Genomic DNA, 16,157 nt, shown 5'->3' with positions numbered 1-16,157 from the left:
TCATAAAGAAGGCTGTCGAGACTTTCTCGACAGCCTGAGGAACCCATACTATGGGTTCCTTTTTGTATTTGGGTCAAGACCCAAGAGACAATCTCTTTCGTCCGTTCGTTTTTCAATCAGCAAACAGCGAAAATACTAGAGCTCCAAATATAATAGTCAATACTACAATAGCTATCAACGAGGCTATCTTTGTATAACGAATGGCTCCTTCAGATAGTTCAGGTTCTTCTTTGTACATCCATCGTTTTCCCCATAATAAACTTTCCTCAGGACAAAAATAAGTCCAAATTAATACTCCTAATAAGGGAGTCATGAAAACAAATATCATAAAGGCCTCAAAAATTTTGATTACCATGATCCTACCTCCAATAGTTACATCACTTATATGCTAATGCTGAGTCTATACCCCTCACAGGGAATATGTTACCATATCCCCAAGTGGAACATGAGCCCATAATAGATATTTTTATATTTGCAAACGGTTACAAAATTAGTGGAGATTCTCATTTCGCTAGGTGTAACTAGGATCGAGGTGGAGTATGAAAAAGTGGCTGGGGAGATCTCTCAAGCATAAATTATCCTTATTAATCATTGTCGTTGCCCTTGTTCCGCTGCTGTTTCTTGGCATATTCTCTTATAACATTGCTGCGGGACTTACTGAGGAGAAAGCTAAGATATCGGGGATGAACACGCTTCGTCAGCTTGAAGCCTATTTGGATACGATGGTCAAGGACGTGGAGAACATGTCCTTATTTCTAATCGGACATAATGGCGTACAGGAGTATTTAAAATCACCTGCGAATAATTATGTCCAGCAGACTACAATCATTAATTTTCTAACTAATCTGGCCTTTTCCAAGGATTATATTGCGAACATTATTATTGAACCCTTGGGAGAAAAAACGCCTATTTCATTTAAATCCTTAGTAGGATCCGACTTCACGGATGTCACCGAATCCTATCCTAACTACTATGATCAGCAGCCTAATTGGTGGTCCTCTGTCCATCAACAATGGACCTTTGAAGGGGTTCGTAAGGTGATTACGCTTGCCAGACCCATTCGTAGCACAGATAAATATAAATTGATCGGGAAAGAGCAAATCAATCTCGATCAGGCTGTAATCGCTGAGCAAATTACACAAGCCGTGTTAGAGAAAAGCGGATTTGTGCTACTTCTCGATGAGCAGAATCGAATTCTCGCTGGTCCTCCTGATTGGGGGACAAATCTACCACTCTCACACTATTACCCAGATATAGGGACATTCGAAGGAGTGAGTGGGTTTCTGGACTACGGGGAAGGTGCAGACAAGAAAACGATCCTCTATAAAACGATGGATAGTGGAAGTTGGAAATTGGTCGGGATCATCCCGTCAGAAGAATACCGTTCTCAAAACCGTTATTTCCTTACCCTGACAGCGGTGGCTGTCTCGGTTGCTATTCTTTTCGTCATTATTTTTGTCATTTTTCTTATTCAAAAAATAACGAATCCCCTATCTGCACTAACTAAGTTTCTCAAGAATACAAGTCCTGATGAGCCGATGCCGGCTATTCCTGTAAAGTCCATAGATGAAGTAGGCCAGCTTATTGTGAGCTACAACAAGTTAAGTTCTCGGATCGTCAAACTGACGGATGAAGTGAAATGGAATGAATCACTTAAAAAGGAAGCCGACATGCAGGCCCTACAAATCCAGATGAACCCTCATTTTCTGTATAATACTTTATCTTCTATTCATTGGTTAGCACTTATGAACCGTGATACGAAGATTGCTGAGATGGTAGGGTCGCTCAGTGATTTCCTAAGATTCAGTTTAAATAACGGCCAAGAATATTGCTCCATTGAACAGGAGATCATCCATGTCAAAAATTATGTGAGTATTCAATCTATTCGATACCCCGATAAATTTGCATTTCAGGTAAACGTAGATAGTAGCATACAGGAGAAATTCACATTGAAACTTCTGTTGCAACCGCTGGTCGAGAATGCGATGTTACATGGCATATTGAAACGGGAAGGGGAAGGTTCTATTACGATTTACGCTGAGTGCGATGAACAAGGGATTCATTTTACCGTAGCAGATGATGGGCTTGGGATTGCACCCGAGCGATTGAACTGGCTACGTACCCAGTTATCTGAGCATCCGGCTCCTCACGAGATGGGGCGCCCCACAAAAGGGGGGTATGGACTACGTAATGTTCATAATCGGCTTGTGCTGCATTATGGCAAGGACGCAGGTCTTATCGTCGAAAGTACGGAGGGAGAAGGGACCCGAGTTATGTTTACCATCCCTAATACAGAGGACACAAAATCGGACAACAAACAAGGAATGTAGCGAAGGGGATGCGGAGTATGAAAGTACTGATTGTAGATGATGAAGTAATCATTCGTACGGGTCTAAGCACCGTAATCAATTGGGAGGATAGTGGGTTTACTGTACTGGAACCGGCTGCCTCAGCTGAGGAGGCTCTATTGCGTATTCCTACTGAACGCCCAGAGATTATCTTTACGGACATTCAGATGACGGGGAAAAGTGGGCTAGAGATGGCTCATGAAGTGAAGAAGGAATATCCAGACACGGAAATGATCATCATCTCAGGATATGATGAGTTTGCCTATGCTCAACAGGCCTTACGTGAGGGAGTCAGTGATTATTTGCTCAAAACCAGCCGCCCTGATGAGATTATTGGAGCTGCCCTTCGGGCAAAGGAACGATTCGAACAGCGAAGATATGAGGGAGAGCAAGGGAGAGCCAATGAAACCGTAGTGAATCGGAGCTTTCTAAGGAAGATGATTACTTCTTCTTCCCATTCAAATGAGCAAACCATAACCGAGTTATGGAATAGATATCCGAACTTACGAGTGATCAAAGGCAAACAGCTGCTACAGGCTTGGATTATCTCTACACAGATTGAGGAACTAGGAGATACAGGAAAAGCTGAAGCGCTATATGGGACACTGGGTGAAATGTTAACAGAATTATTGCCATGCGAGTGGCTACCATGGAATGAGTCGGTGTTACTACTAGTGAGGGTGGACGCCGAAAATAATGGTTGGGACGCCGTAGAATGGGCAGTTCAAAAAGCGGGCCAAGTGCTAAATTGTCAGATTTTCGCTGCTTGTGGGAGGAGTATAGAAAGTGCACACCAGTTACGTGAAGCGGTGGACACAGCTGTACAGGCGAACTCCTACGCATGGTTGTTAAGTCATGAGAAGATTGTACGCTATGAAGAACTTGGTGAACGCAAAGGGCTCCGAGTGGTCTGTACATTGGAAGAAGAAGTCACACTTTCCTCCTTATTGCGAGCAGGTAGTACGGACGGATTACAGGTGGAAATTAGGAATATCATAGAGCGGATTAAGCAGGATGGGCAGGCAACGCCAAGCTCTGTGCAGGCTTACCTGAACTCTTTGCTCATTGCAGGTCATCGCTGGCTGGAACGTGCAGCATCTTCCATCGGGTATTCAAACTTGCTCACGAATGGGGAAGAAGTGGATAAGGTAGAACTGGCGAAAAGACCCGAGCAGACGTTGATGCACCATTATGAATCGATGATGAAGCAATACGGCCTTATGGTTTCTGGTATAAGCCCGGTTCAACGAGCCGTTGCCTACATTCACGATCATTTGGATCAAAGCCTATCATTAAGCCAAGTGGCCAAGCATGTCCATATGAACCCGAACTATTTTAGCGAAGTATTCAAGCGGGAGACCGGGCAGAACTATATTGAATTCGTTACACAGGCTAAAATGCGCAAAGCGATGTCTCTCTTAAGCGAGACACCGGCTAAAATCAGCGAAGTGGCCAATCAAATTGGATATGAAGATATCAAGCATTTTAATCGTTTGTTCAAAAAATTCACAGGTCAGACCCCCTCGGAGTATCGGGGTAAAAGCTGAAATTTGTCCCTCTATCAACTGAATTATGTCCCCTATGGGTCAATTGCCCTCCTCTTTTATACTTAAGGTATTCATTATCCCAGGGTGAATTACTTCTTGGTTCACTCTGTATAACTAAAGGGGGATTAACAATGAAATCAATACGCAAAATGAGTCTTATGCTACTGGTTATGGCCTTTATCCTTGCGGCTTGTGGAAGCAGCAGCGGCAGCAATAACAAGGCTGGAGAAGAAGTCACGAATAAGGATGAGAAAGTAAAGCTGTCCATTTGGCATAACTTTGCCGGAGACGACTTGCGTGCGAAAACGGTAAGAGGACTTATCGAGAAGTTCGCTCAAGACAATCCAAATATAGAGCTTGATGCACAGGCGATACCACCGGATGGCTACCGTCAACGCTTAAGCACAGTTGCAGCAGGTAACGAGTTGCCGGATTTATTTTTCGTCTATGCGGGCAGTCATTCTACTGAACTTTATAAGGCCGGATTATTGCAACCGATTACAGAAGTTGTAGATGCGAATCCAGAGTGGAAGGATAACTTTCTACCAGGTGCCTTTGATCCCTATACATTTGAGCCAGACAAGATTTACACAGCTCCTATAGGTATGTCAGCAACATCTATTCTTTACTACAACACGTCCTTGTTCGAGAAATACAGCGTTAAGGTTCCAACGACATGGGATGAACTGATGACTGCGGTTAAGGTTTTTAATGAGAATAAGATTACACCGATTGCACTAGGGAACAAAGCACCATGGGTGGCGCAATCGACGATCATAGGCTCGCTTGCTGACCGTGTCACGGGAACAGAATGGTTTAAGAGTGCATCTGCTCAAAAGGGAGCAAAATTCACGGATCCTGAGTTTATCGAAGCACTAGGATACTTTAAACAACTTGTTGATAATAAGGCTTTCCAAGAGGGCGCCAATAGTATCGATAATACGCAAGCAGAGCAATATTTCATCCAAGGGAATGCAGCTATGATGGTCAGCGGCGCATGGACTCTTACGAATTTGGCAGCATCTTCTAGTGAAGAACAAATGAAAGTTGTAGATGTCACTGTGCTTCCGTCCATTCCAGGTGGTAAAGGGGATCCGAACACGATTTCCGGTGGTGCAGGTGGGGGTATGGCATTAAGCAAGCGTTCAGAAGGTGCAGTGAAAGAAGCAGCACTTAAGCTCATCTATGCAGTTAGTGGTCCAGAGGCTCAGAAAGCCATTGCTGAGAGTAACTCTATGGTCATGTACGATACAGAGATTGATCAAGCTAAGGTAAGTTCGCTCTACTATAAAGCGTTTAATTTAGTGAAGAAGACCAACATTACACCAGTCTATGATGCTTATCTATCTGCGGAAGCGGGCGAAGTGATCAATAACGGACTACAGGAAATTATGGTCGGCGGTACTCCAGAGAGCGTTGCGAAGAAACTTCAAGACGCACAGGCAAGATCAATTACCCCATAACGAGGTCAACCTGAGTAGACATAAGGAGGGAGACTTATCATGCCTACGGCTCTACGGAGTAAAGGATTCATTGCACTAGCCCTACTTCCGGCGCTACTACTGTTTGTGGTCTTTGTCATCATTCCGATTTTTTGGTCCGCCTATTATGGAGTGTTTGAATGGAAAGGCATCGGAGCATCTAGATTTATTGGCTTTGGCAACTATAGTGAAATTCTACAAGACCCTATTTTTTGGAGAGCGCTTAAGAATAACTTGATTCTGGTGATCTCAGCGATCTTGGGGCAAATCCCTATTGCGCTTCTGTTAGCTTTAGTGTTACTCAAGAATTCCTTTTTCTCTCGATTCATTCGTTCTGCGGTGTTCATGCCGATGGTGCTTTCAACCGTTGTTGTAGGGCTCATCTGGGGATATATCTACCATCCGCAGTTCGGATTGGTTAATACGGTCTTAGAGGCTATCGGCTTAGAGTCTTGGACTCGGGCGTGGCTCTCTGAACCTCATATCAATATACTTGCGATCACGATTCCGATTAACTGGAGTAATATCGGGCCCTATATGATCATCTTTATTGCAGCACTACAGAATATATCGCCTGAAATTGACGACGCAGCTAATATCGATGGAGCTCATGGGGGCAAGAAGCTGGTCTATGTAACACTACCCATGATCTGGAGTACGGTGATTGTAACCATGGTGCTCTGTATCTCGGGAAGTTTGAAGGCGTTCGATCATGTTATGGTGATGACGCACGGCGGACCGGCGCAATCAACTGAGCTATTAGCCACTTATATGTACAATAATACGTTTCGTGTTTACCGTTATGGATATGGATCTGCCGTGTCAACTATCATCATGATCATTAGCGCCTTACTGATCGGGATTAATTATCTCCTGACACGTAGGAAAGCGGAATAACGAGAAGGAGGAAGGAGTGTGGAACTCAGAACAACTCGGGCCACTGGAACCACAATGGATTCCCCTAATAGGAAACTTGTAAGAAGAGGACTTTCCGGTCTAGGAAAGCTGATTCTCATCGGATATGCTGTGTTTACACTTTATCCTTTATATTGGTTGTTTATTAGTGCATTTAAGACGAATGAAGATTTCTTCAAACGTCCTTACGCCTTGCCGCTGGTCTGGATGAAAGAGAATATCTTTCGAGCATGGGAACTCGGAGGCATGGGAAGGGCGATGCTGAATTCAACGTTCGTGACGTTATCTTCAGTCGTTCTCACGCTTGCCTTTGGTCTGCTGGCGGGTTACGTATTGTCACGGTTTCAATTCAAATTTAAAAAGGTAGCCGTTGCTTTATTCATGGCAGGACTACTCATTCCGATTCATAGTACGCTGGTGCCGTTATTTCTAATGATGAAACAGATGAACCTATTAAATACGTATGGAGCACTTATCCTACCATATACGGCGTTTGAACTTCCAATCGCCATCTTCTTGGCTATGGGGTACATGGCCTCGATTCCGAAAGAGGTTGAGGAAGCGGCAATGATTGACGGGAACGGTTGGTGGGGAATCTTTGGACGGATTATCGTTCCACTCTGCACTCCAATCGTTGCTACCATTTCAATCTTAGCGTTTCTACGGTTCTGGAATGACTTTTCTTTCGCCCTTGTATTCATTAATTCACAGGAACTCAAGACGCTACCGCTGAGTTTGGCCCTATTCTCAGACGGGTTTGGAACGGATTATAGCTTGACGATGGGGGCAATGGCTATCGCCGTTATACCTACGATTCTTGTCTATTTGATTCTCCAAGATCAAATTATGAAGGGCATGGTGGCGGGCTCGATTAAGGGCTGAACTTAGGGGCAGCCAACTAGTAAGGAGAAATAAGTACGTACGACTGCTGTTGTTGTCCTTTGACGGTAAAAGTCGCCTCAGAGTGAAGAACAGACCACCCCTCGGGACCCCCTTGGGATGGTCTGTTTTTGATTTTCGTTATGAATATTTTATAGTTCTTGTGCTGCGTTTATCATTTAACTTGTTTTTTCGTCTGAACCCTGTAATCGCTTGGAGTGAGGCCACAGCTCCGGCGGAAACTTTGTGAGAAGTAGCTTTGAGAGGAGAAACCAGTGGATTCCGCAACTTGTGAAATGGAAAGATCCGTGGTCTCTAGTAGCTCCTTGCTCGCACGAAGCCTGACTTCATTTAAATAATTGATGGGCGACATATCATAATATTTAGCGAAGGTATGTACCAGATAATACTTACTAAGATGTGCCTTTTCTGCGAGGGAGTCGAGTGAGATCTCCTCTGCATAGTTTGAGTCGATATACCGCTTGATCCGGCTGCATATCTTGTTAGCTCTTTGGGTAGCCACGACGGAGAATGGATGACCAGAGCTACGCATCAAGCTAATCACTACAACCTCGAGTAAGTTTTGACAGATGGCCTCATAGTTTTCATCTTTATTTTCCGTTTCCCGAAGCAAGGCATTGAAATAGAACAACAGCTCATCCCGCTGATTCCGATAATTGATGATCTCATGATTACGGCTGCCACTTCGATCCCCAAAGTCAAAGCTCATCCCCTCAACCCCCAGCACAACATATTCCAGAGGATCACTGCTAATAGATACCTCGGTATGCTCCACATTCGGGTTCACGATGACAAGATCATCCTGCTTCACCGGAAAAATTTCATCCTCGACAATAAAATTCCCACGCCCGCTTCGGACATAAAACAACTCGGAAAAATTATGGGAATGACGTAAACTGAACCAATCACCTTCATAAATGGACGAACTGACATAGAGCAATCTAGCGGGAATTTCTCCACGTCTCTCCCCTGGAAGCCAATAGCGTACATTTCCCAAATTCAGCCCGTCCTTTCCTAATCTATATAAGCTTAGCCTATTATTTTCTCGTTATTATTTACATTTATTCAGCAGACACGTTTCATAAGAGATATACTATAGAATTATACTAAACTCCTGATTTTGACACAATCAAATGAGTTTTAACATTCCATGTTAGCTAATTTATAAATTTATAATAAAAGCAAGATATATAAAATGAACGGCAACATGTCTGTTGAAATAAAATGACCAGATGGGATAAGGTAGAGGAGTAAGAAAGCTCTTGTATACGGTTACACAATACACAAAAAAAAGATAAATACGGAGGGGTATTATGAAAAAAATTCTTAGCCTCGCAGTTACAGCAGCCTTGACTCTTAGCCTTGCAGCCTGTGGCAGTAATTCGGGAAATAGTTCGAGTCTCGCACCAACAGATTCATCGAACACACCAGAGAACGCTACTCCGTCTACTGAAACTCGTACACTTAAGTTAGCCGCTTTGGAAACCGCTTACGGCGCTGATGTGTGGAAAGAGGTTACAGCAGCATTTGAAAAGGTTACCCCTGGTGTGAAGGTCGAAACTACAATCGACAAAAATATTGAAGATGTAATTGGACCTGGCATGAAATCAGGCGACTTCCCTGATGTTATCCATTTAGCAACAGGTCAGAAAAAGGCCTTGACTGAAACTTTTGTAAAAGATAATAACCTAACAGACCTTACGGATGTACTGTCTATGACTATTCCTGGTGAAAGCGTTACCGTTAAGGAAAAACTTATCCCAGGTTTTACTGATACAACGATCACAAATCCTTATGGCGATGGAAAAACCTTCTTGATGCCGATGTTCTATAGCCCTACTGGACTATTCTACAATGCAGGTTTGTTTGAGCAAAAAGGATGGGCAGTTCCTACGACTTGGGATGAAATGTGGGCTCTAGGTGACAAAGCTAAGGCTGAGGGTATCGCACTCTTCTCCTATCCGACAACTGGTTACTTTGATTCATTCTTCTATGCATTACTTAACGAAGTAGGCGGTGCGGATTTCTTCACTAAAGCGACGAGCTACTCCGAAGGTATTTGGCAAACTTCTGAAGCTACACAAGTATTTGATCTAATTACTAAACTAGCTTCTTACACAGAAAAAACAGTTCCAGCGAATGCTAACAAAGATAACTTCACTAAAAACCAACAACTTATTTTAGATAACAAAGCACTATTCATGCCTAATGGTACATGGGTAGTTGGCGAAATGAGTAAAGCACCTCGTGCAGACGGCTTCAAATGGGGCTTCACTGCTCTACCAGCAGTAGCAGCTGGTGGTGACAGCTACTCTTACACTTTCTTTGAACAAATTTGGGTTCCTGCAAAAGCTGAAAATGCTGATCTAGCAAAACAATTTATCGCTTACCTTTACTCAGATGAAGCAGCAGCTATTTTTGCCAAAGTAGGTGCGGTTCAACCTATTAAAGACATGTCCAGTAAGCTAGATGGGGATAACAAACTCTTCTACAGTATCTATGACAATGGTGCAAAAGCATCCATGGGCGCATTTGCGACAACTGACCCTGTCGAAGGTGTAAATATTTCGGATAATGTGTTTGGCTCGATCGATTCACTTGTAACAGGTGCTAAGACCCAGCAACAGTGGGTTGAGGAAATCACTAAAGCAAGCGACGCCCTGCGCGGAGCATTGAAATAACAATAAAGCGGATTTCTGAGGATTTCCCATCAATGAAGGGATCTAAAGAGAGCCTGAGAATAATGGTGGTCAGCATAAGCTGTCCACCATTATTCTGACCTTAAGAAGGAGAGATTGCCAATGGAAATCAACAAAGGAAGAGGACGTTTTATATTCCTCTGTCTAGCACCCGCCGTTCTCCTGTTCGTCATTTTCTTGATTATCCCCACATTTGATGTATTTCGGATGTCACTTTACAAGTGGGGCGGCTATACAGACAACAAAACCTTTGTAGGGATGCAAAATTTCACCAAGCTTTTTCAGAGTGACAAGTTTTATCAGACCTTCCAAAACAGTGTACTACTCATTGTCATAGTCACAGTCGTGACCTTTGGTCTCGCACTCATTTTTGCATCTATGCTCTCTCGTGAAAAACTAAAAGGGCAAAACCTATTACGCGTCATTTTCTATATTCCGAACATCCTGTCTGTTGTTGTAATCAGTGCGATCTTCTCTGCGATCTTTGATCCAAACAGCGGGCTTTTGAACTCCATATTGAATTTGTTCCGTGGATCAGGAGCCGATCCAATTCTGTGGCTCGGAGATCAGAAAATCGTTATTTTCAGCCTTGGGGGCGCGATGATTTGGCAGGCGATTGGTTATTACATGGTGATGTACATGGCAAGTATGGCCAACGTTCCTGAGAGTTTATATGAATCAGCTGGGCTCGAGGGTGCAGGTAGAATGACTCAGTTTTTCTCTATCACCATCCCATTGATCTGGACGAACATACGCACTACCCTCACTTTTTTCATCATCAGCACTATTAATATGAGCTTCCTGTTCGTAATGGCTATGACGAGCGGCGGTCCGGACGGTTCCACTGAGGTGTTCCTAAGCTATATGTACAAAGAAGCTTATACCAACTCCTCATATGGATACGGCATGGCAATCGGTGTTGTTGTGTTCCTATTCTCGTTTGCGCTAGCTGCGATCTTGAATATAGTTACCAAACGAGATCATTTGGAATATTAAGGAGGGGACAAAATGAATAAAGATAAACTCACACAGAATAGCGGTAGCGATAAGTTCTATAAAGGCTTCATTTACGTGGTGCTGATCGCTTTGGCCGTAATCATCATAGTCCCTGTACTATGGGCGTTCATGTCCTCCATCAAACAAGATGGTGAGTTCTATGGCAGTCCATGGGCGCTTCCAGAAGGGATCTATCTGCAGAACTTTGCTGATGCATGGTTAAAGGCAAAAATGGGTAGCTACATGCTTAACTCCGTTGTTGTAACAGTGATGGCACTAGGGCTTCTACTCGCTGTGGCGTTGCCAGCATCCTATGTGCTTTCACGGTTTAAATTTAAAGGAAACGGTTTTTGGAACTTGATGTTCATGGCGGGGTTGTTTATTAATGTTAACTATATCGTCGTTCCTATCTTCCTTATGCTTAACAACGGAGACAAGGTGGTTCGCAGCATTTTTGGACACCCAATCCTACTGAACAATTTGTTCATACTAGCGATCGTCTATGCTTCTATGTCACTTTCTTTCACGATCTATCTTATGTCGGGTTATTTCAAATCACTACCAAAAGAATACGAGGAAGCTGCTTCTGTGGATGGCGCAGGATATTTCCGCACCATGGTGCAAGTCATTATGCCTATGGCCAAGCCCAGCATCGTAACCGTTATTCTATTCAACTTCCTATCTTTCTGGAACGAATATATCGTTTCCATGACACTACTACCCAAACCAGGATTTAAAACGTTACCGGTGGGCTTAATGAACCTAATGGCAGCACAAAAATCTGCTGTTGAATACGGTCAGATGTACGCAGGTCTAGTATTAGTCATGCTTCCAACCCTTATTCTATATATTCTAGTACAAAAGAAGCTAACCCAAGGTATGACTATGGGCGGGCTGAAAGGTTAAGGTGCTAATATGAATGATTCGATGGAGAATTTTATTCGCAATGTACTGATGCTGATCATATTTATCGTCGGCATGGCACTTGTTATTGTCGGGCAAAAACACATTGGTGCCCCCGGACTCGGGCTTATGCTACTTGGGCTCGCCATGCTGATCGGTCTGCTATGGTTCTATAATCGTAAATATAAATAAAGGAGATTTTCATCCATGAGTAAAACTAGAGGACGCGTCACGATACCGACTGATTTGGACGTCATTTCCCAAACCCATGAGGTAATGAAACGCTGGGGAGCGGACGCCGTACGTGACTGTGATGGTACTGACTTTCCCACGGAACTACAGGAAATCGATGCTAAAGTCTATTCGACTTATTATACAACTCGGAAGGATAACGTATGGGCAAATGCGAATCCTGATGAGATTCAACAAATGTATCTAATGACTCCGATTTACACGGCTGAAGGCTCAAGCCTGTCCATCACCTTAATGAAGGGGCTATATCCCGATATGCTCACAGTGAACTGCCGTGATGATATCAAACGCTGGTGGGAAGTCATCGATCGCACAACAGGAGAGGTTGTCCCGACTGAACAATGGAGCTATGACGACACAACGGGTGATGTAACCATTGCTACAGTCCCTTTCCATGACTACACCGTTAGTTTCTTGGCTTATATTATGTGGGATCCTGTTCATATGTATAATGCGGTCGTCAATGAATGGAAAGACGTTGAGCATCAAATTACCTTTGATGTTCGCCAACCGAAAACCCGTGCATATACAATGGAGCGTATCCGTAAATTTATCGAAGATCATCCATATGTTAATGTGATTCGCTATACAACTTTCTTCCATCAATTCACCCTGGTCTTCGATGAACTTGCTCGTGAAAAATACGTGGACTGGTACGGATATTCTGCATCTGTTAGCCCTTATATCCTTGAACAGTTTGAAGAAGAGGTTGGCTATAAGTTCAGAGCTGAGTTTATTATCGATCAAGGTTACTACAATAATAACTATCGGATACCTACCAAGGAGTTCCGCGATTTCCAAGCCTTCCAGCGCCGTGAAGTTGCGAAGCTTGCCAAGGAAATGGTCGATATTACCCATGAGTGTGGTAAGGAAGCCATGATGTTCTTGGGCGATCACTGGATAGGTACAGAGCCTTTCATGGAGGAATTTGCTACGATTGGTCTTGATGCTGTAGTTGGTAGTGTTGGTAATGGTTCGACACTAAGACTGATCAGTGACATTCCAGGTGTTAAATACACAGAAGGTCGTTTCTTACCTTATTTCTTCCCAGATACCTTCCACGAAGGTGGAGATCCTGTTAAAGAAGCCAAAGTGAACTGGGTTACCGCACGTCGGGCTATCCTGCGCAAACCGATTGACCGGATTGGCTATGGTGGATATCTCAAGCTTGCACTAGATTTCCCAGAGTTTATCGACTATGTAGAAAGCGTGACGGATGAGTTCCGTACTCTCTACGACAACGTACAGGGAACAACACCTTATTGTGTTAAAACTGTAGCGGTGCTTAACTGTTGGGGTAAAATGCGAGCATGGGGCACTCATATGGTCCATCATGCACTATATTATAAGCAAAATTACAGCTATGCTGGCATTATTGAAGCACTCTCCGGTGCACCTTTCGATGTAAAGTTCATTAGCTTTGATGATATCAAGCAAGATGCCTCCATTCTGGATGGAATTGACGTTATATTGAATATTGGTGATGCGGATACGGCCTATACAGGCGGAGAATGGTGGCTGGATACAGATATCGTTACCGCAGTGAAAAAATTTGTTCATGAGGGCGGTGGATTCATCGGTGTTGGTGAGCCAACAGCGCATCAAGCCAATGGCCGATATTTTCAACTGGCGAACATCCTCGGCGTAGAGGAAGAACGAGGCTTTACCCTAGGTTATGATAAGTATAACTGGGATGAGCATGATCATTTTATTACTGCAGACTGCAAAACAAACAGTGATGGAAATAAGGAAATCGACTTTGGTGAGGGCAAGAAAAATATCTTTGCACTAGAAGGTACCACCATTCTCCGTCACATCGACAAAGAAGTCCAACTCGCTACCAACGAATTCGGCAGCGGACGAGGCGTATATATAAGTGGTTTGCCATACAGCTTCGAGAACAGTCGTCTACTTTACCGTGCTATTCTCTGGAGCGCTAACAGTGACCATGAGTTAAACCGCTGGTTCAGTGAAAACTACAACGTCGAGGTTCATGCCTATGTTAAGAACGGCAAATACTGCGTCGTGAACAACACTTATGAGCCACAGGAAACTACCGTTTATCGTGGAGACGGCTCTAGCTTCTCACTCAAGCTCGAAGCGAATGAGATTAAGTGGTACGAGATCTAACATAACATTCTTAGTGGAATATTATTGAAGCTATCGTTTGTTTAGTTTAGTATGGCATCAAGAGGAGGCGAACGATATGAATCCTACAACGGAGTCTAAGCGTCCCAACATTCTACTGATAACAGTAGACCAAATGCGATTTGATTGCCTTAGTATTTTAGGTCATCCCGTAGTAGAAACACCTAATTTGGATGAATTAGCTCGAACTGGAGTGCGATTTGATCACGCTTATTCTGCAACGCCAACATGTGTACCTGCGCGTGCAGCTATTTTTACAGGGCTAAAGCAGGCTTCTCACGGCCGTGTCGGTTATCAGGAACGTGTACCGTGGAACTACGAAACCACGTTACCAGGAGAATTGGCTAAATCTGGTTATCACACGCAATGTGTTGGTAAGATGCATGTATATCCAGCACGTAGTCTGCTTGGTTTCCATAATGTTGTATTGCACGATGGTTATTTACACTATAGCCGCAATAAACATAATGTTCCCGTTCAGGAGCACTATGATGAAACGGATGATTACTTGCAATGGTTGCGTGGACAAGTTCCAGGAGCAGATCTCCTTGATCTAGGACTTGACTGTAATGCATCTACAGTTGCAAGGCCGTGGACGCTTCCGGAACACCTGCATCCAACGAATTGGACTGTTAGTCAGTCGATTGATTTCTTGCGCCGTAGGGATCCTAGTAAGCCATTTTTCTTGTGGATGTCATTTGTACGTCCGCATTCTCCACTTGATCCACCGCAGACCTATTTTGATTTGTATAAAGATGCAGACTTTCCCGAACCTATTGTCGGTGATTGGGCGATGAAGGAAGATCCAGGGTTGAATGGATTAAATCCTGTTACTTCGCAAGGCATCGTTCCGAAGCGTCGCATGAAAATGGCTATGGCCGCATATTATGCCTTGATTACACATATCGATCATCAAATTGGTCGTTTTCTACAGGTGCTAAGTGAATATGGTGAACGAGAGAATACGATTATTATGTTTACTTCTGACCATGGCGAATTGCTAGGGGATCATCATTTATTTAGAAAATCATTACCCTATGAAGGAAGCGCTCATATTCCGTTTATTGTGAATGATTTGGGAGGTCACCTAGATCTAGCTGAAGGTTCTGTAGTTTCGGAGGTTATTGAATTACGCGATATTATGCCTTCTCTATTAGATGCTGCTTCCACAGAAATCCCAGGTTCAATAGAAGGGGAAAGTATATGGAAATTAGCACGAGCTAATAAGGAATTACTAGAAAATCCATGGCGTGAATATCTACATGGCGAGCATGAGCAAGGTATTAATTCTAATCATTGGGTAACGAACGGCGAGGAAAAGTATATTTGGTACTCGCAAACAGGTGAGGAACAATTCTTCGATTTAGTAGCGGATCCTAGTGAACTACACAATGTAATTCATCATCCTGAGCTGCAAGAACGTATTCAATATTGGCGTTCGGCACTAGTGCATGAGCTTAAGGGTCGTGAAGAAGGATATGTACAAGACGAAAGTCTAGTTGTAGGCCGCAAACCTGTTGCCGTTTTATCACATATGAGACCCGAATAGTGTTTTTAATTTAAAAGGCTGGACGTAAAAGGGACAAACTAACCGTTTGTCCCCTTTTTGATCTATATTAGCTAGGTTTCAGAAATAGACATTTGGCCAACACCTTTAAATCTTGCTGACGATAGACTTGAGGGTTGAAGTGACATGCTTACTATTCAACCTGTTGATCATATGAGTATGCTTACTTCACTTAAGTTAAGTAAAGGAGAAAATAATTATGTGTATTTCATATCTTGATATGGATTCCTTGCCACCGTTATCGGTCAGTACATTTGCGGAAGAGGTCACATCTGAGGGCCTCCTTCATGCAAGGGAGTATCTGCAATGGAAGGGTAGATCCCGATGAGCACATGCGTGCAGACTTCGAGGCCACAAAATCTGCATGTCATGTGGAAAACAGTCTCCGAGGATTGTAATCT

General features: G+C 43.5%; 13 protein-coding genes. 11 read left to right on the top strand and 2 right to left on the bottom strand.

Features of this window, described 5'->3' with window-relative positions:
• Positions 1 to 112: 112 nt before the first annotated feature.
• The gene (locus EJP82_RS26915) at positions 113 to 355 is read right to left on the bottom strand and encodes a DUF6199 family natural product biosynthesis protein (protein ID WP_246054450.1); all 243 of its coding nucleotides are present in this window, start codon (positions 353 to 355) and stop codon (positions 113 to 115) included.
• A 184-nt stretch (positions 356 to 539) separates the two neighbouring features.
• Between EJP82_RS26915 and EJP82_RS26910 the strand changes: the two genes are divergently transcribed.
• The 5 genes from EJP82_RS26910 to EJP82_RS26890 all read left to right on the top strand — a co-directional run bounded on the left by EJP82_RS26910 (position 540) and on the right by EJP82_RS26890 (position 7,173).
• A complete protein-coding gene (locus EJP82_RS26910; protein ID WP_127195162.1) occupies positions 540 to 2,330 on the top strand; it encodes a cache domain-containing sensor histidine kinase in 1,791 nt (596 codons plus the stop codon).
• Between the two features lie 17 nt (positions 2,331 to 2,347).
• Positions 2,348 to 3,895, top strand: a complete 1,548-nt coding sequence (locus EJP82_RS26905; RefSeq protein ID WP_127195161.1) for a response regulator transcription factor — start codon at positions 2,348 to 2,350, stop codon at positions 3,893 to 3,895.
• A gap of 131 nt (positions 3,896 to 4,026) precedes the next feature.
• Positions 4,027 to 5,358, top strand: a complete 1,332-nt coding sequence (locus EJP82_RS26900; protein ID WP_127195160.1) for an extracellular solute-binding protein — start codon at positions 4,027 to 4,029, stop codon at positions 5,356 to 5,358.
• Positions 5,359 to 5,397: 39 nt separating this feature from the next.
• Positions 5,398 to 6,273 carry a carbohydrate ABC transporter permease gene (locus EJP82_RS26895; RefSeq protein WP_127195159.1) on the top strand — a complete coding sequence of 292 codons (876 nt, stop codon included), beginning with the start codon at positions 5,398 to 5,400 and terminating at the stop codon, positions 6,271 to 6,273.
• Between the two features lie 54 nt (positions 6,274 to 6,327).
• Complete coding sequence (locus EJP82_RS26890; protein WP_370877691.1) at positions 6,328 to 7,173, top strand: carbohydrate ABC transporter permease; 846 nt, start codon at positions 6,328 to 6,330, stop codon at positions 7,171 to 7,173.
• Positions 7,174 to 7,345: 172 nt separating this feature from the next.
• Here the strand turns inward: EJP82_RS26890 and EJP82_RS26885 are convergent, their stop codons facing one another.
• Entirely contained in the window at positions 7,346 to 8,188 is an 843-nt protein-coding gene (locus EJP82_RS26885) for an AraC family transcriptional regulator (RefSeq protein ID WP_127195157.1), read from the bottom strand.
• A gap of 316 nt (positions 8,189 to 8,504) precedes the next feature.
• Between EJP82_RS26885 and EJP82_RS26880 the strand changes: the two genes are divergently transcribed.
• The 6 genes from EJP82_RS26880 (at position 8,505) to EJP82_RS26855 (ending at position 15,738) form a co-directional block, all read left to right on the top strand.
• Positions 8,505 to 9,872 (top strand): carbohydrate ABC transporter substrate-binding protein, encoded by a 1,368-nt coding sequence (locus tag EJP82_RS26880; protein ID WP_127195156.1) that lies wholly within the window; start codon positions 8,505 to 8,507, stop codon positions 9,870 to 9,872.
• Positions 9,873 to 9,992: 120 nt separating this feature from the next.
• Complete coding sequence (locus tag EJP82_RS26875; RefSeq protein WP_127195155.1) at positions 9,993 to 10,886, top strand: carbohydrate ABC transporter permease; 894 nt, start codon at positions 9,993 to 9,995, stop codon at positions 10,884 to 10,886.
• A 12-nt stretch (positions 10,887 to 10,898) separates the two neighbouring features.
• Positions 10,899 to 11,792: a carbohydrate ABC transporter permease gene (locus EJP82_RS26870; protein WP_127195154.1), complete on the top strand. Its 894-nt coding sequence runs from the start codon at positions 10,899 to 10,901 to the stop codon at positions 11,790 to 11,792.
• Between the two features lie 9 nt (positions 11,793 to 11,801).
• Positions 11,802 to 11,981, top strand: a complete 180-nt coding sequence (locus EJP82_RS26865; RefSeq protein WP_127195153.1) for a DUF6903 family protein — start codon at positions 11,802 to 11,804, stop codon at positions 11,979 to 11,981.
• A 15-nt stretch (positions 11,982 to 11,996) separates the two neighbouring features.
• Positions 11,997 to 14,171: a 1,3-beta-galactosyl-N-acetylhexosamine phosphorylase gene (gene gnpA, locus EJP82_RS26860; RefSeq protein ID WP_127195152.1), complete on the top strand. Its 2,175-nt coding sequence runs from the start codon at positions 11,997 to 11,999 to the stop codon at positions 14,169 to 14,171.
• A 76-nt stretch (positions 14,172 to 14,247) separates the two neighbouring features.
• Positions 14,248 to 15,738: an arylsulfatase gene (locus EJP82_RS26855; RefSeq protein ID WP_127195151.1), complete on the top strand. Its 1,491-nt coding sequence runs from the start codon at positions 14,248 to 14,250 to the stop codon at positions 15,736 to 15,738.
• The last annotated feature ends 419 nt before the right edge of the window (positions 15,739 to 16,157 follow it).

Source organism: Paenibacillus anaericanus (assembly GCF_003994475.1).
Lineage (GTDB): Bacteria > Bacillota > Bacilli > Paenibacillales > Paenibacillaceae > Fontibacillus > Fontibacillus anaericanus.
Note: the sequence above shows the minus strand (reverse complement) of the source record. Positions and strands in the feature narration are given on the sequence as shown.

Coding starts and splice junctions, on each gene's coding strand:
- EJP82_RS26895 (WP_127195159.1), top strand. CDS start 5,398: ATGCCTACGGCTCTACGGAGTAAAGGATTCATTGCACTAGCCCTACTT.
- EJP82_RS26890 (WP_370877691.1), top strand. CDS start 6,328: ATGGATTCCCCTAATAGGAAACTTGTAAGAAGAGGACTTTCCGGTCTA.
- EJP82_RS26870 (WP_127195154.1), top strand. CDS start 10,899: ATGAATAAAGATAAACTCACACAGAATAGCGGTAGCGATAAGTTCTAT.
- EJP82_RS26915 (WP_246054450.1), bottom strand. CDS start 355: ATGGTAATCAAAATTTTTGAGGCCTTTATGATATTTGTTTTCATGACT.
- EJP82_RS26880 (WP_127195156.1), top strand. CDS start 8,505: ATGAAAAAAATTCTTAGCCTCGCAGTTACAGCAGCCTTGACTCTTAGC.
- gnpA (WP_127195152.1), top strand. CDS start 11,997: ATGAGTAAAACTAGAGGACGCGTCACGATACCGACTGATTTGGACGTC.
- EJP82_RS26855 (WP_127195151.1), top strand. CDS start 14,248: ATGAATCCTACAACGGAGTCTAAGCGTCCCAACATTCTACTGATAACA.
- EJP82_RS26875 (WP_127195155.1), top strand. CDS start 9,993: ATGGAAATCAACAAAGGAAGAGGACGTTTTATATTCCTCTGTCTAGCA.
- EJP82_RS26900 (WP_127195160.1), top strand. CDS start 4,027: ATGAAATCAATACGCAAAATGAGTCTTATGCTACTGGTTATGGCCTTT.
- EJP82_RS26865 (WP_127195153.1), top strand. CDS start 11,802: ATGAATGATTCGATGGAGAATTTTATTCGCAATGTACTGATGCTGATC.
- EJP82_RS26910 (WP_127195162.1), top strand. CDS start 540: ATGAAAAAGTGGCTGGGGAGATCTCTCAAGCATAAATTATCCTTATTA.
- EJP82_RS26905 (WP_127195161.1), top strand. CDS start 2,348: ATGAAAGTACTGATTGTAGATGATGAAGTAATCATTCGTACGGGTCTA.